The sequence below is a fragment of the Verrucomicrobium sp. GAS474 genome, assembly GCF_900105685.1.
Classification (GTDB): Bacteria; Verrucomicrobiota; Verrucomicrobiia; order Methylacidiphilales; family GAS474; genus GAS474.
Genome location: NZ_LT629781.1, coordinates 2,613,682 through 2,638,954, shown reverse-complemented (window position 1 = coordinate 2,638,954; position 25,273 = coordinate 2,613,682). Strand labels below are relative to the sequence as shown.

Annotated in this window: 20 protein-coding genes; 7 read left to right on the top strand and 13 right to left on the bottom strand. The window is 65.4% G+C overall.

The window, feature by feature from the left end; translation table 11 throughout:
• Positions 1-55 precede the first annotated feature (55 nt).
• The 3 genes from rpsA (at position 56) to BLU04_RS10970 (ending at position 4,228) form a co-directional block, all read left to right on the top strand.
• Positions 56-1,726, top strand: coding sequence for a 30S ribosomal protein S1 (rpsA, locus tag BLU04_RS10980; RefSeq protein WP_093285825.1), 1,671 nt, complete (start codon positions 56-58; stop codon positions 1,724-1,726).
• Between the two features lie 103 nt (positions 1,727-1,829).
• Positions 1,830-3,029 carry a tyrosine--tRNA ligase gene (tyrS, locus tag BLU04_RS10975; RefSeq protein WP_093285822.1) on the top strand — a complete coding sequence of 400 codons (1,200 nt, stop codon included), beginning with the start codon at positions 1,830-1,832 and terminating at the stop codon, positions 3,027-3,029.
• 56 nt (positions 3,030-3,085) lie between these two features.
• Positions 3,086-4,228 (top strand): Gfo/Idh/MocA family oxidoreductase, encoded by a 1,143-nt coding sequence (locus BLU04_RS10970; protein WP_093285820.1) that lies wholly within the window; start codon positions 3,086-3,088, stop codon positions 4,226-4,228.
• A 9-nt stretch (positions 4,229-4,237) separates the two neighbouring features.
• Here BLU04_RS10970 and BLU04_RS10965 read toward each other — a convergent pair whose 3' ends face one another.
• From BLU04_RS10965 to BLU04_RS10910, 12 genes are all read right to left on the bottom strand, one after another.
• Complete coding sequence (locus BLU04_RS10965; RefSeq protein ID WP_162274676.1) at positions 4,238-6,439, bottom strand: ATP-binding protein; 2,202 nt, start codon at positions 6,437-6,439, stop codon at positions 4,238-4,240.
• 23 nt (positions 6,440-6,462) lie between these two features.
• Entirely contained in the window at positions 6,463-7,113 is a 651-nt protein-coding gene (locus BLU04_RS10960; protein WP_157895295.1) for a hypothetical protein, read from the bottom strand.
• 128 nt (positions 7,114-7,241) lie between these two features.
• On the bottom strand, positions 7,242-8,528 hold the full coding sequence (locus BLU04_RS10955; RefSeq protein WP_093285812.1) for a methyl-accepting chemotaxis protein: 1,287 nt from the start codon (positions 8,526-8,528) through the stop codon (positions 7,242-7,244).
• A 196-nt stretch (positions 8,529-8,724) separates the two neighbouring features.
• Positions 8,725-9,210 (bottom strand): redoxin domain-containing protein, encoded by a 486-nt coding sequence (locus BLU04_RS10950; protein ID WP_093285809.1) that lies wholly within the window; start codon positions 9,208-9,210, stop codon positions 8,725-8,727.
• A 27-nt stretch (positions 9,211-9,237) separates the two neighbouring features.
• Complete coding sequence (locus tag BLU04_RS10945) at positions 9,238-11,373, bottom strand: polyribonucleotide nucleotidyltransferase (protein WP_093285807.1); 2,136 nt, start codon at positions 11,371-11,373, stop codon at positions 9,238-9,240.
• A 281-nt stretch (positions 11,374-11,654) separates the two neighbouring features.
• Complete coding sequence (gene rpsO / locus BLU04_RS10940; RefSeq protein ID WP_093285804.1) at positions 11,655-11,918, bottom strand: 30S ribosomal protein S15; 264 nt, start codon at positions 11,916-11,918, stop codon at positions 11,655-11,657.
• Between the two features lie 114 nt (positions 11,919-12,032).
• Positions 12,033-13,133 carry a LacI family DNA-binding transcriptional regulator gene (locus BLU04_RS10935; RefSeq protein WP_157895294.1) on the bottom strand — a complete coding sequence of 367 codons (1,101 nt, stop codon included), beginning with the start codon at positions 13,131-13,133 and terminating at the stop codon, positions 12,033-12,035.
• 182 nt (positions 13,134-13,315) lie between these two features.
• A complete protein-coding gene (locus BLU04_RS10930; protein ID WP_093285799.1) occupies positions 13,316-14,722 on the bottom strand; it encodes a sugar transferase in 1,407 nt (468 codons plus the stop codon).
• 72 nt (positions 14,723-14,794) lie between these two features.
• Positions 14,795-15,763 (bottom strand): GDP-L-fucose synthase, encoded by a 969-nt coding sequence (locus BLU04_RS10925; protein ID WP_093285796.1) that lies wholly within the window; start codon positions 15,761-15,763, stop codon positions 14,795-14,797.
• Positions 15,764-15,776: 13 nt separating this feature from the next.
• Positions 15,777-17,390 (bottom strand): NAD(P)/FAD-dependent oxidoreductase, encoded by a 1,614-nt coding sequence (locus tag BLU04_RS10920; RefSeq protein ID WP_093285793.1) that lies wholly within the window; start codon positions 17,388-17,390, stop codon positions 15,777-15,779.
• Between the two features lie 50 nt (positions 17,391-17,440).
• On the bottom strand, positions 17,441-19,144 hold the full coding sequence (locus tag BLU04_RS10915; protein WP_093285791.1) for a methyl-accepting chemotaxis protein: 1,704 nt from the start codon (positions 19,142-19,144) through the stop codon (positions 17,441-17,443).
• 55 nt (positions 19,145-19,199) lie between these two features.
• The gene (locus BLU04_RS10910; RefSeq protein WP_093285788.1) at positions 19,200-19,961 is read right to left on the bottom strand and encodes a substrate-binding domain-containing protein; all 762 of its coding nucleotides are present in this window, start codon (positions 19,959-19,961) and stop codon (positions 19,200-19,202) included.
• Positions 19,962-20,169: 208 nt separating this feature from the next.
• Between BLU04_RS10910 and BLU04_RS10905 the strand changes: the two genes are divergently transcribed.
• Both BLU04_RS10905 and BLU04_RS10900 read left to right on the top strand, forming a co-directional pair.
• Positions 20,170-20,499, top strand: a complete 330-nt coding sequence (locus BLU04_RS10905) for a tetratricopeptide repeat protein (protein ID WP_093285785.1) — start codon at positions 20,170-20,172, stop codon at positions 20,497-20,499.
• Between the two features lie 9 nt (positions 20,500-20,508).
• Positions 20,509-20,919 (top strand): hypothetical protein, encoded by a 411-nt coding sequence (locus tag BLU04_RS10900; protein WP_093285783.1) that lies wholly within the window; start codon positions 20,509-20,511, stop codon positions 20,917-20,919.
• Positions 20,920-20,926: 7 nt separating this feature from the next.
• Here the strand turns inward: BLU04_RS10900 and BLU04_RS10895 are convergent, their stop codons facing one another.
• A complete protein-coding gene (locus BLU04_RS10895; RefSeq protein ID WP_093288614.1) occupies positions 20,927-21,739 on the bottom strand; it encodes a thymidylate synthase in 813 nt (270 codons plus the stop codon).
• 439 nt (positions 21,740-22,178) lie between these two features.
• On the opposite strand from BLU04_RS10895, the gene mutS reads away from it, so the two are divergent.
• Both mutS and BLU04_RS10885 read left to right on the top strand, forming a co-directional pair.
• Complete coding sequence (gene mutS / locus BLU04_RS10890; RefSeq protein ID WP_093285780.1) at positions 22,179-24,704, top strand: DNA mismatch repair protein MutS; 2,526 nt, start codon at positions 22,179-22,181, stop codon at positions 24,702-24,704.
• Positions 24,701-25,243 (top strand): gamma carbonic anhydrase family protein, encoded by a 543-nt coding sequence (locus BLU04_RS10885; protein WP_093285778.1) that lies wholly within the window; start codon positions 24,701-24,703, stop codon positions 25,241-25,243. Before mutS ends, BLU04_RS10885 begins: the two co-directional genes overlap by 4 nt.
• The last annotated feature ends 30 nt before the right edge of the window (positions 25,244-25,273 follow it).

Genomic DNA, 25,273 nt, shown 5'->3' with positions numbered 1-25,273 from the left:
CTCTTCTCCCGAAAGACCGGGACAAACAAATAGCTACATAGGGAGGTTTCACATTATGTTGGAACAATTGGTCAAAGCGTTGCCCATCTACACTGAGGGCAGCATCGTCAAAGGGCGCATCATCGAGAAGCGCAGCAAGGAAATCCTCGTCGACATCGGCTACAAGTCCGAAGGCGTCATCGCCCTGAACGAGTTCGAGGACGGAGACACGCTCGCCGTCGGCGACGAAGTCGAAGTCTTCCTCGAAGACCTCGAGAACGAGGACGGCGTCATCGTCCTCTCGAAGGAAAAGGCCGCCCAGAAGCAGAACTGGGACAAGATCGTCAAGACCTTCAATGAAGGCGGCGTCATCGACGGCAAGGTCAAGGCCGTCGTCAAGGGAGGTCTCATGCTCACCGTCGGCGTCGAGGCGTTCCTCCCCTCCTCGCAGATCGACGTGGCCCCCCCGAAGAATCTCCGCGAATACGAAGGCAAGACCCTCACCTGCAAGATCGTCAAGATCAACGAAGAGCGGAAGAACGTCGTTCTTTCCCGCCGTGAGATCGTCGAGGCCGAACGCGCCGAGAAGCGTTCCAAGTTCCTCTCGAGCGTCGAGAAGGGCAGCCTCGTCAAGGGCACCGTGAAGAACATCACCGAATTCGGTGCCTTCATCGACCTCGACGGCATCGACGGCCTCCTCCACATCACCGACATGAGCTGGAGCCGCCTGAACCATCCCTCGGAACTCCTCCGCATCGGCCAGGAAATCGAAGTCGTCGTCATCGACGTCGACCGCGAGAAGGAGCGTGTCTCCCTCGGCCTCAAGCAGAAGAGCGACAACCCCTGGGACAAGATCGCCGACAAGTATCCCGTCCAGACCAAGGTCAAGGGCAAGGTCACGAACCTCGCGCCCTACGGCGCGTTCGTCGAACTGGAACCCGGCATCGAAGGCCTCGTCCACGTTTCCGAGCTCTCCTGGACGAAGCGCGTCGCGCGTCCCGCCGACGTCCTCGCCTTGGGCCAGGAAATCGAGGCAATCATCCTCGACGTCAACAAGGACGAACAGAAGATCTCCCTCTCCGTCCGCGCCCTCGACGCGAATCCGTGGGACGAGGTCTCCCTCAAGTATCCCGTCAACATGACCGTCAAGGGCAAGGTCCGGAGCTTCACCGCTTACGGCGCCTTCATCGAGCTCGACGAGGGCATCGACGGCTTCATCCACGTCAACGACCTCTGCTGGACCCGGAAGATCAATCATCCCTCCGAACTTCTCAAGAAGGGCGAGGAGATCGAGGCCCGCGTCATCGAGATCGACAAGACCAACCAGCGCATCTCGCTCGGGCTCAAGCAGCTCGCCGACGATCCGTGGAAGGCCATCGAGGAGCGTTACAAGGTCGGTGAGACCGTCAGCGGCAAGGTCACCAAGGTCGCCAGCTTCGGCGCCTTCGTCCAGCTCGCCGACGACATCGACGGCCTCGTCCACATCTCGCAGATCAGCAACGAGCGCGTCGCGAAGGTCAAGGACGTCCTCAAGATCGGGCAGGACGTCACCGCCCGCATCATCCGCATCGACAAGGCGGAGCGCCGTATCGGCCTCTCCCTCAAGGCGATGGACTACAACGAGGAGCAGTTCGAGAAGGAGCGCGAGCGCCTCGACACGATCCGCCCCGGCGAAGACCTCGGCTCGTTGGCCGACGCCTTCGACACCGCGGCCCAGGAAGACTACCGCCCCGGCGACAAGAAGTAATTCTTCTCTCCAAAGCATCGTCCTCAAAGAAAGGGCGACCGGGAAACCGGTCGCCCTTTTCTTTTGCGTCGCTCCCCCTTCTTTCTTTATCCTCCCCCCTTCCATGAGCAGCCCCGCCGAAACCCTCGCCCGCCTCCTCCGGGGCGTCGAAGAAATCCACTCCCGCGCCGAACTGGAGAAGAAGCTTTCCCTCGGGCGGCCCCTCCGCGTGAAGTTCGGCGTCGATCCGACCTCCCCCGACATCCACCTCGGCCACACCGTCCCCCTCCTCACCCTCCGCGCCTTCCAGGACGAGGGCCACATCGCCGTCCTCATCATCGGCGACTTCACCGCCGGCATCGGCGACCCCACCGGCCGCGACACCACCCGGCCCGAACTCTCCCCCGCCGACATCGCCGCCAACGCGAAGACCTACCAGGACCAGGCGTTCAAGATCCTCGATCCCCAAAAGACCGAGGTCGTCTTCAACGGCGATTGGTTCGGCAAGATGAGCGCCGTCGACCTTATCCAGCTCCAACGGCGCGGCAACGCCACCCAGATGCTCCAGCGGCGGGACTTCCAGGAACGGCGCGAGGCGGGCAAGCCGATCGCCATGCATGAGTTGACCTACCCCCTCCTCCAGGGCTGGGACTCGGTCGTCCTCAAGGCCGACATCGAGCTCGGCGGCAGCGAGCAGCTCTTCAACCTCCTCGTCGGCCGCCATCTCCAGGAACAGATGGGCCAGCCCCCCCAGGTCGTCCTCACCCTGCCCCTCCTCGAGGGCCTCGACGGGACGAACAAGATGAGCAAGTCACTCGGCAACACCATCGCCGTCAACGATCCCCCCTCGGAGATGTTCGGCAAGGCGATGCGGATCAGCGACGAGCTCATGGCCCGCTGGTACCCCACCCTCTTCGCCGAGCGCCTCGATACCGCGCTCCATCCGATGGAGGCGAAGAAACAGCTCGCCGCCCGGATCGTCACCCGCTTTCACGGCGAGGCCGCCGCGAAGGAAGCCCGCGAAGGCTTCGAGCAGGTCTTCTCCAAGAAGGAGTTTCCGAAAGTAGCTATGACAATTGTCAACGAGACCTCGCTCGCTCTCATTAAACTACTTGTCGCAATTGAAGCAGCACCTAGCGGCTCTCAAGCCCGCACTTTGATTCAACAAGGGGGCGTAGCTATCGATGGTCAAAAAATAATTGATCCCAATCACGTCGTCGATTGCGAAGGATTCTATCTCAAAGTGGGAAAACGCGGTTTTTATTACGTGACCTGCTTGCCTGATACTCCCCAAAAAAATCCTCCCTCCTCGCTATTCAACTAAGAGACGCATAGTTCTCGTCGCATCCGAGAACATTCTATGGCTAAGTTTGAAATAGCATGAGCAGCACCCCCCGTCGGATTCCCATCGGCATCATCGGCTGCGGCCACGGCACCGGAGCTTTCTTCAGCAGCCTCCGCCGCTTTCCCACGATTCAGGCCGTCGCCTGCGCCGACTCCGATTTTTTCCGGGCGGAGAATCGCGCCCAGCAGTACAGCCAGGGCCAGGCGACGATGAAGGCCTGCTCGATCGACGAGCTGCTGGCAGACAAGGGGATCTCCCTCGTCGTGAACCTCGCCCCCGCCCGCTCCCGCGCCGGGATCAGCCTCCGCATCCTCGAGGCCAAGAAGCATCTCTTCTCCGACTCCCCCCTCTCCCTCGACCTCGCCGAGGCCGCCCACCTCCTCGAGGAGGCCGAGCGCCGGAACCTCCGGATCGGCTCCGCGCCCGATCTCTTCCTCGGTGCCCCCCTCCAGACGGCGCTGGCCCTCATCAACGAGGGGAGTCTCGGCATCCCCCTCTCCGCCCACGCCCATCTCTCCCTCCCGGCGCCGGAGACGTGGCATCCCGATCCCGAGTCGTTCTACCTCGCCGGGAACGGCGGCGGGCCGCTCTTCGACGCCGTCCCCCCGCTCCTCTCGGCCCTCGTGACGCTCCTCGGCCCCGTCGCCGCCGTCATTGGCTCGACCCGGACGCCGCTGACCGAACGGACCGTGACGAGCGAGAAAAAGCAGGGCGTCCGCATCCCGGTCGAGGTCCCGACCCATGTCACCGCCCTCCTCGACTTCGCCACCGGCGCGGGCGGCACCCTCACGGCCTCGTACGATGTCCTCCACCATCGCCAACCGGCGTTGGAAATCCACGGCACCGAGGGAAGCCTCTCCCTCGCCACGTTTGAGCAGGGACCCGTCTCCCTCCGCAGCAAGGACGATCCCCTCTGGCGCGAGATTCCTCCGGCCTATGCCGAACCGGCCCAGAGCCCGGGCGGCATCGGCAAGGGAATCGGCCTCGGCGACATGGCGGCGGCCCTCCTCATGGACAAGCCCCACCGGGCCTCGGCACCGCTCGCACTCCATCTCCTCGACGCGCTCCTGACTCTCGCCCGTTCTTCGGAGGAAGGGATTCGCCTCGCCGTCGGGACATCGTGCTCCCGGCCCGCGCCGCTCCCCGCCGGCATCGCGCCCGGGGAATTGGTCGTCTAGAAGCAAACTCTAGCGACCCAGAAGCTTCCCGACCGTCTCGCCGAGATCGGACATCGAATAGGGCTTCGGCAGGAAGGAGATGCCGGGCTTGGCGAGATCGAGGTCGTCGAGCGCCTCCTGGGTGTACCCGGAGGTGAAGAGGACCGGGAGTCCCGGAATCCGTTCCCGCATCATTTCCGAAAGGACCCCGCCGCCCATCTTCGGCATCACGACGTCGGTGACCAGCAGGGCGGGACGTTCCTGGGTCTTCTCGATGATCTGGAGCGCCTCGACGCCGTTCTCCGCCTCGATGACGCGGTAGCCGAGGGAGGTCAGCGCGCGGCTGCCGAGCTGCCGGACCATCGGCTCGTCCTCGACGAAGAGCAACACCTCGCCCCCGCCCTGGGAGACGGTCTTCACCGGGGCCTCGACGGGACTGAGCAATTCGCGGGTCCGGGGCAGGTAGACCCGGAAAGTCGTCCCGATACCGACCTCGCTGTAGACCGAGATCTGGCCGCCGCTCTGCCGGACGATGCCGTGGCAGGTGGCCAGGCCGAGGCCGGTCCCCTGCCCCTCCCCCTTCGTGGTGAAGAAGGGCTCGAAGATCCGCGCCTTCACCTCGGGCGTCATCCCGATGCCGCTGTCGCTGATCGAGATCATGACGTACTCGCCGGGGACCAGTTCCGACTGGGGCCCGAGGTAGGCCTTGTCGAGCTGCACGTTCGAGGTCTCGATCGTGAGGCGTCCTCCCGACGGCATCGCGTCCCGCGCGTTCACCGTGAGATTCATGATCACCTGCTGGATCTGGCCGGGATCGGCCTTCGTCAGGCCGAGGCGGGGGTCGAGCTTCGTCCGGATCTCGATGTTCTCGCCGACGAGGCGGCGGAGCATCTTGTCGAGGTCGGAGACGACCTCGTTCAGCGCGAAGACGCGGGGCTGCAGGGTCTGCTTCCGGCTGAAGGCGAGGAGCTGCCGGGTGAGGTCGGCGGCCCGTTCCGCGGCCTTGCGGATCTCGGCGGCATGGGAGGGGGTCTCGTGCGATCCCGGCTCGTCGACGATCATCTCGGTGTAGCCGAGGATCGCGGTCAGGATATTGTTGAAGTCGTGGGCGACGCCGCCCGCGAGCTGACCGATGGCCTGGACCTTCTGGGATTGGAAATAACGCTCCTCGAGGTGGCGGCGTTCGGTGATGTCCTCGACCGAGCCCTCGAAGTGGAGAAGCTTCCCCTCCTCGTTCCGGTAGGCGCGGACGCTCTCCCGGACGTGGACCAGGGAACCGTCGGCCCGCCGCCACGCCGTGTCCCGGCTCCGGATTTCCCCACGGGCGACGACCTCGTCGAAGAAGGCCTGCCGGTCGTCGCTCTCCCCGGTCTTCCGGAAGTTGACGGCATGGGCCTTCAGCTCCTCCCGCGAGGCGTAGCCGAGGATCTGGACCATGAGGCGGTTCGCCAGCAGGAGGGTTCCCTGCGGGTCGGCGTGATAGAGGCCGATGGGGGCGTCCTTGAAGAGGGTGCGGAAGCGTTCCTCGCTCTTCTGGAGGTCGGTGGTCCGCTCGGTGATGATCCGTTCCATCTCCCCGTTGACGTTCTCCAGCACGACCCGGCGGCGGGCGCCGTCCCACAGGTCCTGCCGTCCGCCCCGGATCGAGATGGCCAGGAAGGCGACCTCGAAGAGGACCCAGAAGCCGTGCTCGAGCGTCCGCCAGGGCGAGGCGGTGAAGACGCCGTAGACCGATTCCGGCCAGAACAGGCCGCGCAACAGGTGATCGAGGCAGGTCACCGCCGTGGCGGTGAGGAGGACCGGAGTTTTCCGATAGAAGGCGAGGAGGGCGAGGGAGCCGAAGATATGGAAATGGGTCTCAATCCGTCCGCCGGTGAGGTGGATGAAGAGGGAGGAGGTCAACATCTGGGCGACCGCCATGATGTGGGGGACCAGGCGGCGATCGATGGCCGTCCCTTCCCCCTTCGTCGCGCTCCGCAATCCGAGCCAGGCCGGATAGAGCGTGATCAATCCGCCGATGAAGACCGCCGCCCAGACGTGGGGATGGACCTGATAGCCGCGCCCTTCCCAGGCGAGGGGCGAGATGATCAGGGCGATCGCGATGGCAGCCACCCATTGCCCGAGGAGGAGGAAGGCGAAGAAGCGGTTGGTCCGCTCCTGGACACGATCCATGAACGAGCCGAAGACGGCCTCGACGGCCCGCTCGTCGACCGGCCCGCCTCCCAGCGTCATAACTTTTTCAGAAAGGCCCGCCGTCATAACTTTTTCTCCGTCTTCCCGGAATCATTTCCCATGCCCGCCTGCAATCCGCTCCCGACCAGGGCGCAGCCAAAGACCGGCGTGCGGAGAGCCGCCGCCGGGCGGCCCTGGACGAGCGCGATCACCGATTCGCGGCCATCGTTCGGACCCCGATGTCCCCGCGCCTCGGTGATCCCCCCGGAGAAGAGGAGCTTTCCCCGGCCGTCGAAAAGGAGCGCCACGCCCGAGACCGCCGCGCCAAGCCGGGCGGCCATCTTCCCATCGGGATCGTCGACGACGGTGACTCCCGGAATCCGGCGGGCCTCCCGTTCCAGATGGGAATCGACCCATCCGGCTTGGGATTCCCCGGCAGGGACGGTGAAGAGGACCGAGACGTGGAGTTCGTTCCGGCAGGCAGTCATGATCTCGATCAATTCGTCGAGGGTGGCTCCGGTGCAGGGGCAGCGGGGGTGGGCGACGAGGATCAGGTTTTTCCGGGAAGGATCGAGGGACAGCGCCGGGGAAAGACCCTGGGGGAAGGAGGCGACCGCCGCCCCGGAACCGGCCTTTCCTTCATAGCCTGAAAGAAAACGGAAGCCGAGGACGATGGCCGTCAGCCACGCCAGCAAAAGGAGCCAAAAAGAGAGTCGTCCCGCCCGTTTTCCCATCGGGAATAAACGAGCATCCCGAAGGAGGAAATGCAAATAGTTAAACTACTTATGCAGAACGCGAAACGTCCCCTTTTGTATCCGAAAAATTCCTCATGGCGCGCCGGACCCGATTTCGCAAGGACCGGTCAGAATTTGCCCAGATCGATTCTCGGCCTTTCGACCAGGCCGAGGAGAACGGCCTCTTCGGCCGAATAATCGGACGGACGTTCCATTTCGGCCTGGAGGGATGACTGATCTATCTCGGGAAGCCGTTCCCTCTCCGTCGAAGCGGAAGCGGGGATCTCAGCCGTCAGCTCCAGTTTCAGCCGGGCGGCGGTATGTTGAAAGGGCTCGGCCAGCCCGGCCAAGGGATGAGCCCCCCCATTACCCGCCCCGCTCGGCAGTTCCTGGACAATGACCCCGTACCAACCGAGACCGGCATAGGTCTCGTAACCGACGGTCTTGAAGAAGCCGACGACGCGGCCCTGCGCATCGGTGTAGGAGCCGGAGGTCTTCCCCTCGGCACTCAGGGAGAATTGCTCGGTCAGGACGCCCCGGCCCCCGGTCGAGGCGATCACCCGGCCTTTCGCGTCGAGGATGAGGCAGCGGGTCCGGTCCTTCTCCTCGTCGGCGATCCGGACGTTGTCGATGACGGTCTGCGATTGCTTCGCCCAATCGAAGAAGACGCCGAGGACGCCGATCACCTTCCCGTGGCTGGTACCGCCCTCGCGGATCGCCGCCGCGTAGGTGGCGACGGAGGAATGGAAGACCGGATTCATCTCGATGTCGGAGACGGCGTATTCGTCGCCGTTTTTCGTCTTCAGGGCATCGCGGAACCAGGACGTCTCCGAGACGTCGCGGCCCAGGGAGCCGGGATAACGGCTGCCCCGGCCGGTGGCGACAACCTTCCCGGAGAGATCGACGACCCAGATGTCGAGGTAGACGGTGTAGGCGCCGAGAATGACGGCGAGCCGCTGCGAGGCGTGCTCGGCGAGGCCGTGGTTTTGCCCGTGTCCCGCCCCGCCGGAGGAGAGGGCATCGACGACGGCGGCGTCGGTCGCCCACCAGCGGACGTCGCAGGAGCGTTCGTAAAGATTGCGGTCGACGATGTCGATGGTGTTCGAGGCGAGGTCGACGAGGCGCGTTCCCCGGATCGCCCGGATCAGCGTCTGGCCATGGGCGTCGAGCTCGCCGACGCGGGCGCTCAGCTCCGTTTCCAACGTCGTCGCGATCTCGGTGACCTGCTCGGAAATCTTGCCGACCTCCTCGGCGACGACGGCGAATCCCCTTCCCTTTTCCCCGATCCGGGCCGCCTCGATCATCGCGTTGATGGCGATGATGCGTGTCCGGCGGGTGACGTCGTGGATGCTCTTCAATCCCGTCCCGGTGAGACGGGAGATTTCCTTCGTGAAGGCGACGACTTTCTCAGGCATAGCAGCAATCCTCAATTGGCTAAGTTTAATGCTGTATTTCGACACCCCGAAATACGCTTAGATATATATAATTACATAAGATACTTCTGTCAACGACATTTATTACCAACGTTTTACAATAACAACAAAAAGGCGTCCTCCTTGCGGAGGACGCCTTTCTTTGGGAGGGACCGGAGTTTTACCGGAGCCGAGGAGCCTACTGAAGCTTCGCGAGCGCCGCCTTCACGGCCGCGAAGTTCGGGAGATCCTTGGGGGTCGGCGTCTGCTCGGAGTAGGCGACGACGCCGTCCTTGCCGATGACGAAGGCGGCACGGGCCGCCGTATCGCCGATGCCGAGGCCGCCGAGGTTTTCGAGGTAGACGTCGTAGGCCTTCGCAGTCCCCTTGTTGAGGTCGCTCAGGAGCGGGATCGTGATCCCGGCCTTCTGCGCCCAGGCTTCGAGGGCGAAGGGGCTGTCGACGCTAATCCCGTAGACCTCGGCCCCGAGGCTGGCGTACTCGCCGAGGCCGCCGGAGACGGAGCAGAGCTCGTCGGTGCAGACGCCGGTGAAGGCGAGCGGCACGAAGAGGAGCACGGTGTTCTTCTTCCCGAAGTTCTCGCTGAGGCGGACTTCCTTCAATCCTTCCGCCGTCTTCGTCTTGAGGGCGAAGTCGGGGGCTTTCGTTCCAATGGCCAGGGGCATGTCGTTGGTTCCTTGGGTTGGCGGCGGTTAGTTCTTCGCGGCGACTTCGCCGCGCTCGCGCATCGCGGCCTTGCGGCTCAGCTTGACGCGGCCGCGGTCGTCGGTGCCGAGGCACTTCACCCAGACCTCTTCGCCCATCTTCACGACGTCCTCGGTGCGGCGCACCGGGGTGTCGGAGAGTTCGGAGATGTGGACGAGGCCTTCGCGGCCCGGCATGACCTCGACGAAGCAGCCGAACTCCTTCACGCCGGTGACGCGGCCGCGGTAGAGCTTCCCGGCCTCGATCTCGCCGGTGAGGTCGTTGATCATCTGGCGGGCGACTTCCATCCCTTCGCCGTTGTTGCAGTAGATCATGATGGTGCCGTCGTCCTCGATGTTGATCTCGGCGCCGCTCTCGGCCTGGATGCCCTTGATGTTCTTGCCGCCGGGCCCGATGATGAGGCCGATCTTGTCGGGGTTGATCTTGATCGTCTCGATGCGGGGGGCGTACTTGGAGAGGGTCTTCGGCTGGGCGAGGACGGTGTCCATGAAGTTCAGGATGATCGTCCGGGTGCCCTTGGCGCGCGCGACGGCTTCCTTCAGGATCGAAAGGTCGACGCCGGGGAGCTTGAGGTCGAGCTGGAAGCCAGTGACGCCCGCGTGGGTGCCGCAGAGCTTGAAGTCCATGTCGCCGAAGTGATCCTCGCTGCCGATGATGTCGTCGAGGAGGAGGTACTTCGCGAGGCGGTCACCCTCGAACTCGGTGACGAGGCCGACGGAGATGCCGGCGACGGGGGCCTTCAGGGGGACGCCCGCGTCGAGGAGGGAGAGGACACCGCCGCAGACGGAGGCCATCGAGGTCGAGCCGTTGGACGACATGACCTCGGAGCTGACGCGGATGGCGTAGGGGAACTCCGACTCCGACGGGATGACGGGGAGGATGGAACGCTCCGCGAGGGCGCCGTGGCCGATCTCGCGCCGGTTCTGGCCGCCGAAACGGCCCGTCTCGCCGACACTGAAGGGCGGGAAGTTGTAGTGGAGGATGAACCGCTTGCTGGTCTCGCCGCCGGTGTATCCGTCGAGTTCCTGCGCCTCGCTGACCGAGGCCAGCGTGGCGAGGCAGAGGGCCTGGGTCTCGCCGCGGGCGAAGAGGGCCGTGCCGTGGGAGCGGGGGAGGACGCCGGTCTCGCCGGAGAGGGCGCGGATCTCGGTGGCGGTGCGGCCGTCGGCGCGCTTGCCGTTGACGAGGACGCTCTTGCGGAACGCCTTCTTCTGGAGGTAGTCGAACGCCTGGTTGATCTCGAAGTCGGTGGCGGCGGGGAACTGCTCGAGGATCTTCGCCTTCACCTCGCTGCGGATGGCCTCGACGGCCTTCTGGCGGTCGACCTTTTTTGGGGTGTAGATGGCGGCCTCGATGCGGTCGCCGGCGACGTTGTAGGCGACTTCCTGGATCGCCTCGGGAACGCTGAAGAGGGGCATGACGCGCTTGGCGCGGCCCGCGGTCGCCTTCGCGGCGAGTTCCTTCTGGAGGGTAATGACGGCCTGGATTTCCTTCTGGGCGTATTCGAGGGCGTCGTTGAACTCGGCCTCGGGGAGTTCGAGGGCGCTGCCTTCGATCATGAGGGCCTGGGTCTGGGTGCCGACGTAGACGAGGTCGAGGTCGCTCCGCTCACGCTGGGCGTGGGTCGGGTTGATGAGAAGCTTCCCGTCGACGCGGCCGACACGGACGGCCCCGATGGGACCGGCGAAGGGGATGTCGGAGACGAGGAGGGCGGCGGAGGCGCCGTTGATGCTCAGGATGTCGGGATCGTTCTCGCCGTCGGCGGAGAGAAGGGTGGTGATGATCTGGGTGTCGTAGAGGTAGCCCTTGGGGAAGAGGGGGCGGAGGGGACGATCGGTCATCCGGCAGGTGAGGATTTCCTTCTCGGAGGGGCGGCCTTCGCGGCGGAAGTAGCCGCCGGGGAAGCGGCCGACGGCGGCGGCCTTCTCGCGGTATTCGACGGTCAGGGGGAAGAAGTCCTGGCCGGGCTTGATGTTCGTCGAGGAGACGGCGGTGACGAGGACGATGGTTTCGCCGTAGGTGACGGTGACCGCGCCGTCGGCGAGGTTGGCGATTTTGCCGGTTTCGATGGTGATGGGCAGAGCCCCGTACTGCGTCGAGAGACGCGTGATGGATTCGGACATGATGTTTCCTTTTTTCTTTTTTTAAAATGGAGGCGGACGGACGGACTGCGGGAACTCGATCGACGGCGGCTCCGGGCGAACGGAAGGCCGGGCTCGGCGGGGAAAACCGGAGGGGAAAGGCCGGGACGGAGCCCCGGCGCTCCTGGAACCTTTAAAAATTCAAGGAGCCCTTCCCGCAATCGACGGGAGGGACGCCAGGCCCCAAAAAACATCAGGCCGGAAAACCGCTTTGATTCGGTTGTTCCGGCTGTGATGCTCGACCCGTCGGGTTTCCTCCTGCGTTACTTACGCAGGTTGAGCTTGGCGATGATGTTCTTGTAGCGGTCGTTCGCGGTGCGGCTCAGGTAATCGAGAAGCTTGCGGCGGCGGTTGACCATGCGGAGAAGACCACGGCGGGAGTGGTGGTCCTTCTTGAAGGACTGCAGGTGAACGGACAATTCATTGATGCGGTGAGTGAGCAATGCAACCTGAACGTCGGCGGACCCGGTGTCGGCGTCATTCAGCTTAAACTCTTTGACCACAGCGGTCTTGGCGATCTCTTCCATACTTTTTCTTTATTAGGTGAGGGGTCAAACTAGGAGAATCATCCCACCCTGGCAAGTTTTTTTCGTCGCCCTTCGCACGGGGGAAAAGAGGGGCCGAAAAACACCCTTTCTCCCTCACCCGACCGCGATACCGGGGGGGACGACCGAGGCCCGCTCCAATAGGAGGGAGGGCATGACGACGCGGACGGGCTGTTGCGGGGCCTTCAGCTCCAGGAGGAGGAGTTCCCCGGCCATCCGCCCCATCTCGAGGGCGAAGATATCGACCGTCGTGAGCGGGATCGGGGAGAGGGCGTTGATCAGGCTGTTTTCAAAACCGGCCACGCTGACGTCGCCGGGGACCTGGATGCCGAGCTTTTCGAGCTCGGAGATGAGCTCGAAGGCCTCCCGGTCACACGCGCAGACGACGGCGGTGGGCGCGTTCGACCGCCGCTGGAGCCCGAGGTAGGCCTCGGCCGCGAGGCGGGCCGAGTCGGGCGAGTGGCGGTTTTCCTGGATCAGTTCCTCGTAGGTCTCGAGCTGCGCGTCCTCCATGGCATTGCGGTAGCCGATGATCCGGTGGCGGTAGCCCTCGTGGCTGCGGGAGGCCGTCGTGTAATAGGCGATCCGCCGATGACCCATCGCCTGGAGGCGGGCGACCAGGTTTTTCATGCCGAAGAGATTGTCGCTGCAGACACAAGCGAAATCGCGCTGCTCGATCGTCGTGTTGCCGCAGAGGATGGCGGGGATTCCCGTCGCCTTGAGGGCGGCCCGGAACTGCTCGTCCGAGCGGCCGATGATGACGAAACCCGTCACGCCCGCGCGGATCAGCTCCTCCAAGGCGATGATCTTCGATTCCGCGCTGACCAGCTCATGGGCGAAGACGAGGTCGAGGCCCGCCCCGCCGAAGATCTGCCCGAGGCCGATGAGGTAGTCCTGGTAGACCTCGAAATAGCGCATGAAGATGTTCCGTTCCGTGAGGACGCCGATCCGGGTCCGCACGCCCTCGGCGACGTTGGCGGGATAGATCCGCCGGTAATGGCCGTCGGCATCGAGGGCGATGGCCTCCTCCTTGACCAGGACGACGAGGGCATCCTCGATCAGCCGCTTCGGCAGGCGCATCTGGGCGACCATCTTCTGGACCGAGGGGAGGACCGACCCGAAAAAGCCGCAGTTCAAAAGAATCCGAAAGAGCTCGGAAAGGCGCTGGGGCTGATCGACGGCAGCGGGATGACTCATGGGTTTCATTGAAAATCCGATCGTTCAATTCAGGCTGAGGACGGCCTCTTTGATGCCTCTTTCACCCCCTCCCCTTCATTGTCGGACAAGCATCAGCGGGTGGCAAGATAATTGCGCTAAAGATCATACTCGCAAACTTTCGATCCGACCGCAGGCCCGGGGAGAGCCAAAAAAAGGGGGAATCAGCGCGCGCCTTTTCCGAAGAAGACGACGGGAACGGTCCGCGCCAGGATGCGGAAATCGTTCCAGAGGGACCACGTGTCGATATACTCCAGGTCGAGGCGGACCCAGTCGGAAAAATCGGAGATGCTGTTGCGGCCCGAGATCTGCCAGAGGCAGGTGAGGCCGGGCTTCATGCTGAGGCGGCGGCGCTGGGCGAAGTCGACGAAGCGTTCCGTCTCGGTGACCGGCAGCGGGCGGGGGCCGACGAGGCTCATCTCCCCGCTGACGACGTTCCAGAGCTGGGGCAGCTCGTCGAGGCTCGTCCGGCGGAGCCAGCGGCCCAGGGGGGTGACGCGGGGATCGTTCTCCATCTTGAAGACGGGGCCCGACATCTCGTTGAAGGCGCGCAGCTCGTCCTTCTTCTGCTCCGCCGTCGTCACCATCGTGCGGAACTTGTACATGCGGAAGGGCTTCCCGTGGCGTCCGCTCCGCATCTGGGAGAAGAAGACGGGCGCCCCCTCCCCGCAGCGGATCGCCAACCCGATGGCCAGAAGGAGGGGCGAGGAGAGCACCAGGAGGAGGAACGCGCCGACGCGGTCGATGGCCGCCTTGCAGAGCAGCGGCCAGAAGGCCTCCGGGGCGGTGCGGAAGACGAGGAGGGGGCGGCCGAGGAACTGGTCGAACTTCGGCAGGGCGAGGGTGGTGGCGATGAAGTCGGCGGCGACCCAGGCCTCGATCCCCTCGTTCTCGCAGGCGCGGATCGCCTGGCTCGTTTTCTCGTGGAGGTCGGGATCGATCTCGAAAACGACGATGGCGATGCTCTCGTCGTGGAGGAGGGTGAGGAACCGCTCCGCCGAATCGACGCGGAGATCGACCTCGGCCCGGACCACCATCCGGCGGTCGACCACGGCGTCCATGCTCCAGCGCCACCGCTTCCGCTGCTCGAGGGAGCCGCAGAGCATGACGTGCTGGACGTTCTGCGCGACCTCGCCCCGGCGGTGGAGCCAGCGGCGGAACAGCTTTTCCCGCAGCGCGATGACGGCGATCCCCGTCGGGATGAAGCAGAGCAGGACGCCGCGGCTGACCTCGGCGTTCGGGATGCGGAGGAAGACGATGACGGCGAGGATCAGGAGCCAGAGATAGAAGACGCCGCGGCAGATGCGGCCGAGGACGGTCCAGCGCCGGTAGGAGGAATCGAGCCGGTAGAATCCCTGGAATTCGAGGAGGAGCGGCCCCATCGGCAGGATGATGCCGAAGAGCCAGATGTAATCGCCGAGGGAGCCGATCTCCTCCGCCACCAGGGGGAGAGGAAAGAGCGGGATGACCTCGATGCGGAGCAGATAGGCGAGGCAGAGCGCGCCTCCCAGGAGGAAGGCATCGACGATCTGCAAAACCTGGTAGGTGAACTGCTCGCGCCGATGTAGCATCGCGTTCTTTTTTCTTTTTGTTTCGGGCGGCGGAAATCGATCGACCGACCCATCGACCGCCGCCGGAAACGGCTAGACCGAGGCCGCGGCCGCGGCCACGGCCCCTTCCCGTTCGTGCCGGTGTTCCTTCCACCAGGCGACGACGGCCTTGAGGCCGTCGGGCAGGGAGGTCTTGGCGTTCCAGCCGAGGGCGCGGATCTTGGCGACGTTGACGAGCTTCCGGGGCGTCCCGTTCAGCTTCGAGGTGTCCCAGAGGGTTTCCCCCTCGTAGCCGACGATCCCGGCGATCATCGCCGCCAGCTCGCGGATGGAGAGATCCTCGCCGCAACCGATGTTGACGATCTCGGGGTCTTCGTAATTCTGAAGAAGGAAGAGGCAGGCCTCGGCGAGGTCGTCGGAGAAAAGGAATTCGCGCCGGGGCGTCCCGTCCCCCCAGAGGGTGACCGAGGGGGCTCCCGATTCCCGCGCTTCGGAGAAGCGGCGGATCATCGCGGGGAGGACGTGGGAGTTGGCGAGGTCGAAGTTGTCGCCGATGCCGTAGAGGTTCGTCGGCATCGCGGAGATGAAGCGGGCGCCGTACTGCTTCGCGTAGGCCTGGCAGAGCTTGATCCCGGCGATCTTCGCGACGGCGTAGGCCTCGTTCGACGGTTCGAGCGGGCCGGTGAGGAGGGCGTCCTCGGTGAGGGGCTGCGGGGCGAGCTTCGGGTAGATGCAGGTGCTGCCGAGGAAGAGGAGCTTCGTCACGCCGTGCTCGAAGGCCCCCCGGATCAGGTTGTTCTGGATTTCGAGGTTATGGAGGAGGAAGTCGACGGGGTAGGTCGAGTTGGCTCCGATCCCGCCGACCTTCGCGGCGGCGACGACGACGTATTCGGGCCGCGCATCGCGGTAGAAGGCGTTGACGGCGTCGGTATCGCGGAGGTCGAGCTCGGCGCGGGAACGGAGGAGCAGGTTCCGGTACCCGGCCTTGGCGAAAACCCGGGCGCAGGCGGCCCCGACGAGGCCCCGATGGCCGGCGATAAAGATGCGCGAATCGAAATTCATGGAAGCATACCCATTACAGCACGCTCTTCCCTTTGGCAATCTTGGCCCAATCGCCCAGCACGACGCCCGCCGTGTTGTAGCCGCTGGCGGCGAAGACGCCGCCGCCGGGATGGGTGCTGGCCCCGGTCAGATAGAGGCCGGGAAGCGGGGTGCGGTAGGCAGAGAGCTCCGGCAGGGGGCGGAAGAAGAACATCTGGTCGAGGCTCATCTCGACGTGCATGACGTTGGCCCGGAGCATGCCGTGGAGGCGCTCGATCTCGGGCGGGGTCTGGATGAGGCGGTCGGTCCACTTCCCCCGCATGTTCGGGGCGTGGCGGCAGAGGGTCGCGTAGATCTTGTCGGCCTCGCGCTCGGCGATGGCTTCCCACTTTTCGCCGTTCCGCAACTCGTAGGGATGGTATTGGGCCCAGGTGTAGAGGAGATGTTTCCCGGCCGGGGCGAGGGTCGGATCGAGGGCCGAGAAGGTCATCGCGACGACGGAGGGATCGCGCGGCGGCTCCCCGGCGAGGAAATCGCGGTGGGAGGCGGCGAGATTTTCGAGCGAGGGGCAAAGGAGCTGCATCGCCGAGTGATAGGGACGGACGCCGCCGCTCCCCTCCCCCTCGTATTGGGGCAACTCCTCGACGGCATGGCGGACGATCATCCCGAAGCCGTTCCCGACCCGGATATGGCCGACGCGGCGGCGGAGTTCCGCAGGGCATTCCTCCTTCAGCAGGTCGAGGAAGAGGGTCTGGACGTGGCAGGCCCCGACGACGGCCTTCGCGACGAGGGACTCCCCCTCCCCCTTCCCCTTCCCATAGGTGACGCGCCAGCCCGTCCCCTCCCGCCGCAGGGCGGTGACCGGGGCCTCGGTGAGGATCGTCCCGCCGTCCGACCGAAGCCGGGAGGCGAGGGCCTGGGTGAGCATCCCGCTTCCGCCCTTCGCCCGCTTCGCCCCGCTGCGGTGGATCATCGCGTTCCAGCCGAGCATGTCGCCGCTGGCGAGCTCCGAGGGGGGCGGCCCCGACTGGGCCGAGAGCCAGCCGAGGGCGGTCCGGACGCGGGGGTCCTCGAACCACTCCTCCAACACCTGCCCGTAGGGGGCCATCAGCTGCCGGGAAAGATCGAGGGACGACCAGAGCTTGCGCGAGCGGGGGCGGAAGAGGTTCCGTTTGAAGATCGTCCCGAAGATCTTGCCGGGCGTCGGCGGCTTCAGGAAGGTCTCGAAGATGCCCTCGTTGAGCTCGCCCCAGACCTCGCAGAACCGGCGGTAGCTCTCCGCGTCCTTTTCCGAAAAGACGGCCATGCTCCGGCAGGTCGCCTCGATGTCCCGATGGAAGGAGATGCCGCGCCCGTCGCCCGTCGGGTAGTAGGCCCACGGGTCCATCTCGAGGTATTCGAGGCCGTGGCGCTCCAGGTCGAGGTCCTTCACCACCGGGGTGAGGTGGATCATGATGTGGACCGAGGAACCGGTATCGACCTTGTAACCGGGCAGGAGATCGTCCTCGGTGCGGACGCCGCCACCGACGGTCCGGCTCCGCTCGAGGACGGCGACCTTCAGGCCCGCCTTCGCCAGATAGCAGGCGCAGGTCAGGCCGTTATGCCCTCCGCCGATGACGGCAATGTCGTAAGCGGGGGAGGCGGGCATCCCCTACTTAATCCGACGCGGGGAAAAATCTCAAGCCATGCTCCGCACGCTCAATCGGTCCCCTCGCCGCTCCACTTCCCGGCGGGAAGGGCCGAGACCGGCTTCGCCGTCGTCCGGGCGACCGCGCGAGCGACAGTGAGCGAAGCAGGGCGTTCCTCGGCCCGGCTCATGGCCTGGGCCAGGGAGGAGGAATGGGCTGCGGGATGGGAAGCCGAAGCGGAGGAGGAAGCCGATTGGGCGAGGAGCCGCGCCAGTTCCTCGGTCACCCGGGAGAGGGCGAGGGCCTGGTTCTTCATCCCCTCGCCGGCCTCGGAAACCCGCTGCGCCTCGGTGGCGCTGCTCTGGATCTGCTGGTCGAGCTGGGTGACGGCCTCGTTCACCTGGTGGATGCCCTGGCTCTGCTCCGACGAGGCGGAGGCGATGCCGCCGAGGACCTCGTCGACCTTGCGGATGTCCTGGACGACGTCGGAGAGCTGCCGCTCCACCTTCGTCGCCTGCTCGACGATCTCGACCAGGATCCGGTTCGTCGAGTCGCAGGCCTGGGTGCCCTTGCGGGTCTTGTCGAGGGAGCCCTCGATCTGGACGGTCACCTCTTTCGCCGCATCGGCGCAGCTCTGCGCCAGACGGCGGACCTCGTCGGCGACGACGGCGAAGCCCGCTCCGGCGTCGCCCGCCCGGGCGGCCTCGACGGCGGCGTTCAGCGCGAGGATGTTCGTCTGGAAGGCGATCTGGTCGATGGTCGAAAGGATCTTGGAGATGCCGTTGCTCGACTGCTCGATCTCGTCCATCGCCGTGCTGAGCGACTTCGAGGCGAGCTGGACCTCTCCCATCTTGTGCTCCATGTCCCGCATCAGCTCCATACCGGTGTCGGCCTTGCGCCGGGTCTCGGCGGCGAGGGTCTTCGCCTGCCCGGCATCGTCGGAATTCCGGCGGATCATGCTGTCGATCTCCTCCATCGAGGCGCTCGTCTCCTCGATCGCGGCGGCCTGGCTCGAGGCGATGTCGGACATGCGGCGGCTGGCGTTGAGGAGCTCCTCGGCCCCTTCCTCGGTCTCGGAGACCGCCCCGACGATCTGCTGCGTGATGCCGCGCAGCGGAGCGAGGACGCGGGTCCGGACGATCCACAGGGAAAGCGTGAAGACGACGACGATCAGGACCGTCGCCGTGACGAGGACCGAATCGGTGAGGGTCGATGCGCGGTCGAGGATCACGCCGGGTTGGCGGGAGGTCGATTCGAGGGAGGCCGCGACGAGCCGCCGCAACTCGGAGCCGATCGTCTCCCCGGCGGGAACGACCTTGTCGTGGTAGGCAGCCCCGGCGGCCTGCTGCATGAAATTGAGCCCCGCCTTGAAGGCCTCCTCGGCCCCGTCGCGGAAGCCCTTGTTGGCCTCGCCGAGGACGCGGAGGCTGTCGGGAGGGACGCCGAGACCGGCCAGCGCCTGGAGGTGCTTGTCGGCCTCGTCGGAGAGGGCCATGAAGTTCGTCCGCTCCTCGCCGATCGTCTTGAGGTTCACCTCTCCCGTCGCCAAGCCGACGATGCCGACCTGCTTCACCAGGACATCGTTGAGCGCGTAGAACTCTTTCAGCGTCGTCAGGCTGATGGCCTGCATCTTTCGGGCTTCCTGGCTCAGCGGTATCAGCTGCAAGACGGTCAGCGCCGAAACCAGCAGCAGACCGGCGATGCCGACGCCGACGACCAGGAAAATCCATTTTCCGATGGGCCACTTTGACTCACGTTGGGATGCAGTGCTCATAGGGAGAGGGTGAAGTTGAAATGGCGGAGGGGAGCGGGAACCTCGGTCCGAACGCTTATTTGAAGGCGGCCACGATGGCAGCAACCGCCTTGCCGACCTCGGGGGAGGCGGTCTTTTTTGTCACCACGAGGAGGGGGAACGCCAGGGGCTTGTCGATCGGGATGATGCGCGTCCCGGCCGCCATGGGGAGGTCGGTCGACTGGAAGGAGATCGCTCCCGGAACCTGGGCGACGACGAGGGGGATGTTCCGCAGGTCGGGGATTTCCTTGGCCGAGGCGGCATAGGTGGAGCCCTTGATCAGGGTGCTCTGGAAGAAGATGCGGAAGCCATTGGAGGGGGGCGGGAGAATGACCGAGACGGCCTGATCGGCACCGCCGACATCCTTCCAGTTCGCGATCTTGCCGGTGAGGAGGTCGGCCGCCTGCTGCGTCGTGATCGCCTTGGCCGGATTCGCGGCGTCGGTGATGAAGACGAGGCTCGTCGGCTTCAGGGGGGCGACATTGAGGGTAGCGGTATCGACCTTGCCCGGGGCCTTCCCGTTGACGTCGGCGACGACCGCTTCCCACGCGCCGCCGATCAGGGCGACATCGGCGCGGCCTTCGACGAGGTCGACGACTCCCTTGCCGGTGGTGTTCGGAATCACATCGAAGGTCGTGCCGGAGGCGGCCTCGAGTTCGGCCTTCTTCGCCGTGACCTTGGCGCAGAGGGTGACCGAACCGGCGAGCTTCACCGGGGCCGTCTGGGCGTGGAGCCCGCCGAGGGCGAGGCAGGAGAGGACGGTGGCCGTGACGAGGGATTTGAGGGGATGATGCTTCATGCGTCTTGGGTCGCCAGACGGGCTGGCGTTTTCTTGGCGTGAGTGGTTGCGATTTCCCCCCCGGGATCGTGAATTAGTTCTATTCGTTTTCGCGAAAACCCGAAAGCGTATTAATACTCACAGATCGATCATTTTGGTCTCTAAACAAACGGGCGTTGGAAAACGGGACTGGAAAAGGAGGCCTGCCGGGGATAAACAGGATGGCATCGTGTCGATTTCCAAATACCAAGCTCTGATCGAGGCCCAGCCCGACAATGAGCTCCTCCAATTCAGCCTGGGGAAGGCGCTCTTCGACGCGGAGCGTTTCGCCGAGGCCGAGGTCCATCTCCGGCTGGCGCTCGAAAAGAAGCCCGACTGGATGGTCGCCGCCATGCTCCTGGCCCAGTGCGCCATCCGCCGGGACGACATGGCCCTCGCCCGCCAATATTACGAATACGCCCTCCCCCTCGCGATCTCCCAGCGCCACGAGGGGCCGGAGGCCGAGATCCGGCAGTCGCTCTCGGTCCTGACGGGGGAAGCGGACGGTTCCTCGAATTAATCCCGCCGCATGAATCCCCTCCTGTTCGGCCTCGTCGCCCTCGTCATCCTCAGCGTCTCGCTGACCTTCCGGGAACGGAAGCTCCTCCTCTCCCTCACCCCGGAGGAACAGGGCAAGATCGTCTCGAACATCAAGCGGCGGAGCTTCGGCGATTTCGCCCCCTTCCTGATCCTTTTCTTCGCGCTGATCGTCTACGAGAAGCTCTTCCCGACGGAGAAGCTCTGGGGCGTCCTGACCTTCGCGGCGTGGTTCGTGATCTGGACGGTCATCCGCGCGCGCGGCGCGGCGCGGGACATGGAATCGGTCGGCATCCCGAAGAGCTATCAGGCGATCCGGGTCCAGGCCTCGGTGATCCGGGCGGGCAGCGTCGCCCTCTTCATCACGTGGGGGCTGCTGAAGTCGAACGGCGTGATCCGCTGAGCGCGACTCAGACCGCGACGGGCGCCTTGATCGTCGGATGGGGATCGTAGCCTTCGAGGGTGAAGTCCTCGAAGCGGAAGTCCTCGATCTCCCTCACGTCGGGATTGAGGCGCATTCTCGGCAGCGGGCGCGGCTCGCGGAGGAGCTGTTCCTTCGCCTGGTCGATGTGGTTCGAGTAGAGGTGGTAGTCACCGAGCGTGTGGATGAACTCCCCGGCCTCCAGCCCGCAGACCTGCGCCACCATCATGTTCAGGAGCGCGTAGGAGGCGATGTTGAAGGGGACGCCGAGGAAGAAGTCGGCGCTCCGCTGGTAGAGCTGGCAGTGGAGCTTCCCGCCGAGGACGGAGAACTGGAAGAAGGCGTGGCAGGGAGGAAGGGCCATCCCGTCGACCTCGCCCGGGTTCCACGCGCTGACGATGAGGCGGCGGCTGTTCGGGTTCCGGCGGATCTGGTCGACGACGTTCCGGATCTGATCGACGGTCCGGCCGTCGGCGGTCTGCCAGCTCCGCCACTGGGCACCGTAGACGCGGCCGAGATTGCCGTCGGCGTCGGCCCACTCGTCCCAGATGCGGACGCCGTTCTCCTTCAGGTAACGGATGTTCGTCTCCCCCTTGAGGAACCAGAGGAGCTCGTGGATGACCGACTTCGTGTGGACCTTCTTTGTCGTGACAAGGGGGAAGCCCTCGGAGAGGTCGAAGCGCATCTGGCCGCCGAAGAGCGTGTAGGCTCCGGTCCCCGTCCGGTCCTGGCGGTAGTTCCGGGGATCCCGGTAGATGCCCTGGCGGAGGAGCTGGTAGAGGTGGTCGTGGTAGGACGCCATCGCGTCGTTCGGGCCACCCGTGGCGGGGAAGAAGAAATCGAGCTGGCCGGCTCCGCTTTTGTCCTTGTCGGAAACCTGCGCGCGGTGCGTCGCCACGCGGGTGCGCGGGGCCAGGACATGCTTGTCCCCCGGTTTCGAGATCGGCCCGAGGTCGAGTTCCGTGAGCGGATCGTAGTCGAGCCCGGGAATGGGGCCGAGGTCGAGATCGAGATCGTTCACCGCTTTCTTTTTCACAACGTCAGAAGGTAGGGCGGACCCCATCAATATCAATTCAAATCACTCCACATCAATGTCTTGCGAGCAAAAGCACTCAATAACATCCGAGCAACCCGCCAAGAACCTGTGAATAAGTTACCCCTCTCCATTCCCCGGGGCAACTCTCCCCTTTCCCGCACGATCTTGGTTTGATCTTTACCCCCACGGAACACAACATCCCGGGATGTCCTCCGCCGAGACACCGATGATGCAGCAGTACCGGGCGCTGAAGAGCCAGATCCCGAAGGACGCCCTTCTTTTCTTCCGTCTCGGCGATTTCTACGAGCTCTTCTTCGACGACGCGAAGATCGGTTCGGAGATCCTCGACCTCACCCTCACCCAGCGGAACGGGATGCCGATGTGCGGCCTCCCCTTCCACGCCGCCGAGGCCTATATCGCCCGGATCATCAAGGCGGGCCGCCGCATCGCCATCTGCGACCAGGTGGAGGCCCCGAAGCCGGGCCAGCTCGTCCGCCGCGAGGTGACGCAGATCATCAGCCCCGGCAGCGTCCTCGACGGGAACGTCCTCGCGGCGAAGCGGAACAATTACTGCGCCGCCCTCGTCCGGGGCCTCGGCGGGAAGAAGCACGGCCTCGCCTGCCTCGATCTCAGCACGGGGGAATTCCAGGCCGGGGAGGCGGGCGGCGTCGACGACGTCCTCGACTGGCTCCTCCGCCTCGATCCCTCGGAGATCGTCATTCCTTCAGGCCAGGGCCAGGACGACGATTGGGCCGAGCTGAGGAAGGAATCGAACCGCCTCTTCGTCTCTCACGAGGGCTGGGCCTTCGAGGGGGAGACGGCGAAGGCGGCCCTCCTGGAACACCTGAAGACCCATTCCCTCGACGGCTTCGGCCTCGGTTGCGCCCCCCTCGGCGCGGCGGCGGCGGGCGGGCTGATCCATTACCTCGCCGTCGAACTGCGGCGGAACCTCGGCCACGTCCGCCGCATCACCGCCTTTCAGCGGGCCGAATACCTCGGCCTCGATCCCGTCACCCAGCGGAACCTCGACCTCGTCGAAACCTCGCGCGAGGCCTCGGGCGACGCCACCCTGCTCGGCGCGATCGACCGCACCGTCACCTCGGGCGGCGGGCGGCTCCTGCGGCGCTGGCTCCTCCATCCCCTCCGGGACCGGGACGCCCTCCGGCAACGCCTGGGGGCCGTCGGCTGGTGGAAGGAAGGCGAACCGGCCCGGGAACAGCTGCGCGGCCACCTCCGCGACATCCGCGACCTGGAGCGCCTGATCGGCCGCCTCAGCCAGGGCGGCGGCAACGCCCGCGACCTCGCCGCGCTGAAGCTTTCCCTCTCGAAGCTCCCCGCCGTCCGCGCCGCGCTGGCCGGGATCGACCTCCCCCGCGTCGCCGCCCTGCGCGACGAAATCGTCCCGCAGGACGACCTCGTCGCCCTCCTCGGCGACGCCCTCGTCGAGGAACCGCCGATCCCGATCAAGGAAGGCGGGATGATCCGTCCCGGGTACCGCGCCGACCTCGACGAACTCCTCGCCGCCGGGACCGAGGGGAAGGAATGGCTCGCCCGGCTCCAGCAGCGGGAAATCGAGCGGACCGGGATCAAGACCCTCAAGATCCGCTTCAACCAGGTCTTCGGCTACTACCTCGAGGTCAGCCACTCCCAGGCCGCCAACGTCCCCGCCGACTATCACCGGAAGCAGACGACGGCCAACGCGGAGCGTTTCATCACGCCCGAGCTGAAGGAGATGGAGGGGAAGATCCTCGGCGCCGAGGAACGGTCCCGGCAGCTCGAATACGAGATCTTCCTCTCCCTCCGGCAGGAGGCGGTCGCCCGCCTCGACGCCATCCAGCAGACGGCCCGCGCCCTGAGCGAGCTCGACATCCTCGCCGGTTGGGGGGCCCTGGCCCAGGAACGGGACTACGTCCGTCCCGAGCTGACCGACGAGGTCGAGATCGAGATCGAAGAGGGCCGCCATCCGGTCCTCGAGCAGCGGATGCTCGGCGAACGATTCATCCCGAACGACGCCACGCTGAACACCGCCGCCCAGCGCCTCACGATCCTCACCGGGCCGAACATGGCGGGCAAGAGCACCTACATCCGGCAGGTCGCCCTCATCGCCCTCATGGCCCACCTCGGCACCTACGTCCCGGCGGCGCGGGCCCGGATCGGCGCGCTCGACCGGATCTTCACCCGCGTCGGCGCGAACGACGACCTCTCCCGAGGACAGAGCACCTTCATGGTCGAGATGAACGAGACGGCGAACATCCTCCACCACGCCACCGACCGGAGCCTCGTCATCCTCGACGAGATCGGCCGGGGGACGAGCACCTTCGACGGCCTGAGCATCGCCTGGGCCGTCGCGGAGCACCTCCACGACCAGGCGAGGGCCCTCACCCTCTTCGCCACCCATTACCACGAGCTGACCGAGCTCGCCCTCAGCCGTCCCTCGATCCAGAACGCCTGCGTCGCCGTCCGGGAGTGGAACGACGAGGTGATCTTCCTCCGCAAGATCATCCCCGGCGGGGCCGACAAGAGCTACGGCATCCAGGTCGCCCGCCTCGCCGGGCTCCCCCCCTCCGTCGTCGAGCGGGCGAAGGAAGTCCTCCGCATCCTGGAGGAGGAGCAGCTCGACGAGAGCGGCAAGCCCCGCCTCAGCCAGCCGCCGAAGAACGGGAAGAATCCGTCGAAGAAGATCGTGAAGGAATGGTCCCAGTTCGACCTCTTCAAGCAGGAGGCCTCGTGACGCTCCCCGAACGGCTCGCCGCCTTCCTGGGACGCGATCCGCAGATCGATCCCACGGCCTACGTCGCCCCGGGGGCCACGGTGATCGGCGACGTCCTCCTCGGCCCCCGGACCAGCGTCTGGCCCGGCGCGGTCCTGCGCGGCGACATCAACTCGATCGTCATCGGCGAAGGATCCAACATCCAGGACGGAGCGATCGTCCATCTCTCTGACGACTTCGGCGTGGTGATCGGGAAGGACGTCACCGTCGGCCATGCCGCCGTCGTCCACGCCTGCACTGTCGGCGATTCGTGCCTCATCGGGATGCACAGCACGATCCTCGACGGCGCGGTGATCGGAAAGGAATCGATCGTCGGCGCAAACGCCCTCGTCCCCCAGGGAATGCGGGTCCCCGAGGGCTCGATGGTCCTCGGCGTCCCGGCGAAGGTCGTCCGTCCCCTCACCCCGGAAGAGCGGGCGAACACGAGCGCCTTCGCGAAGAAATACGTCGAGGTGGCGAAGGCCCATCGCGCGAAGTTCGCCGACAGCGACGTCGATTAGTCCCCCTATTTCCCTTTCAAGCCGTTTAAC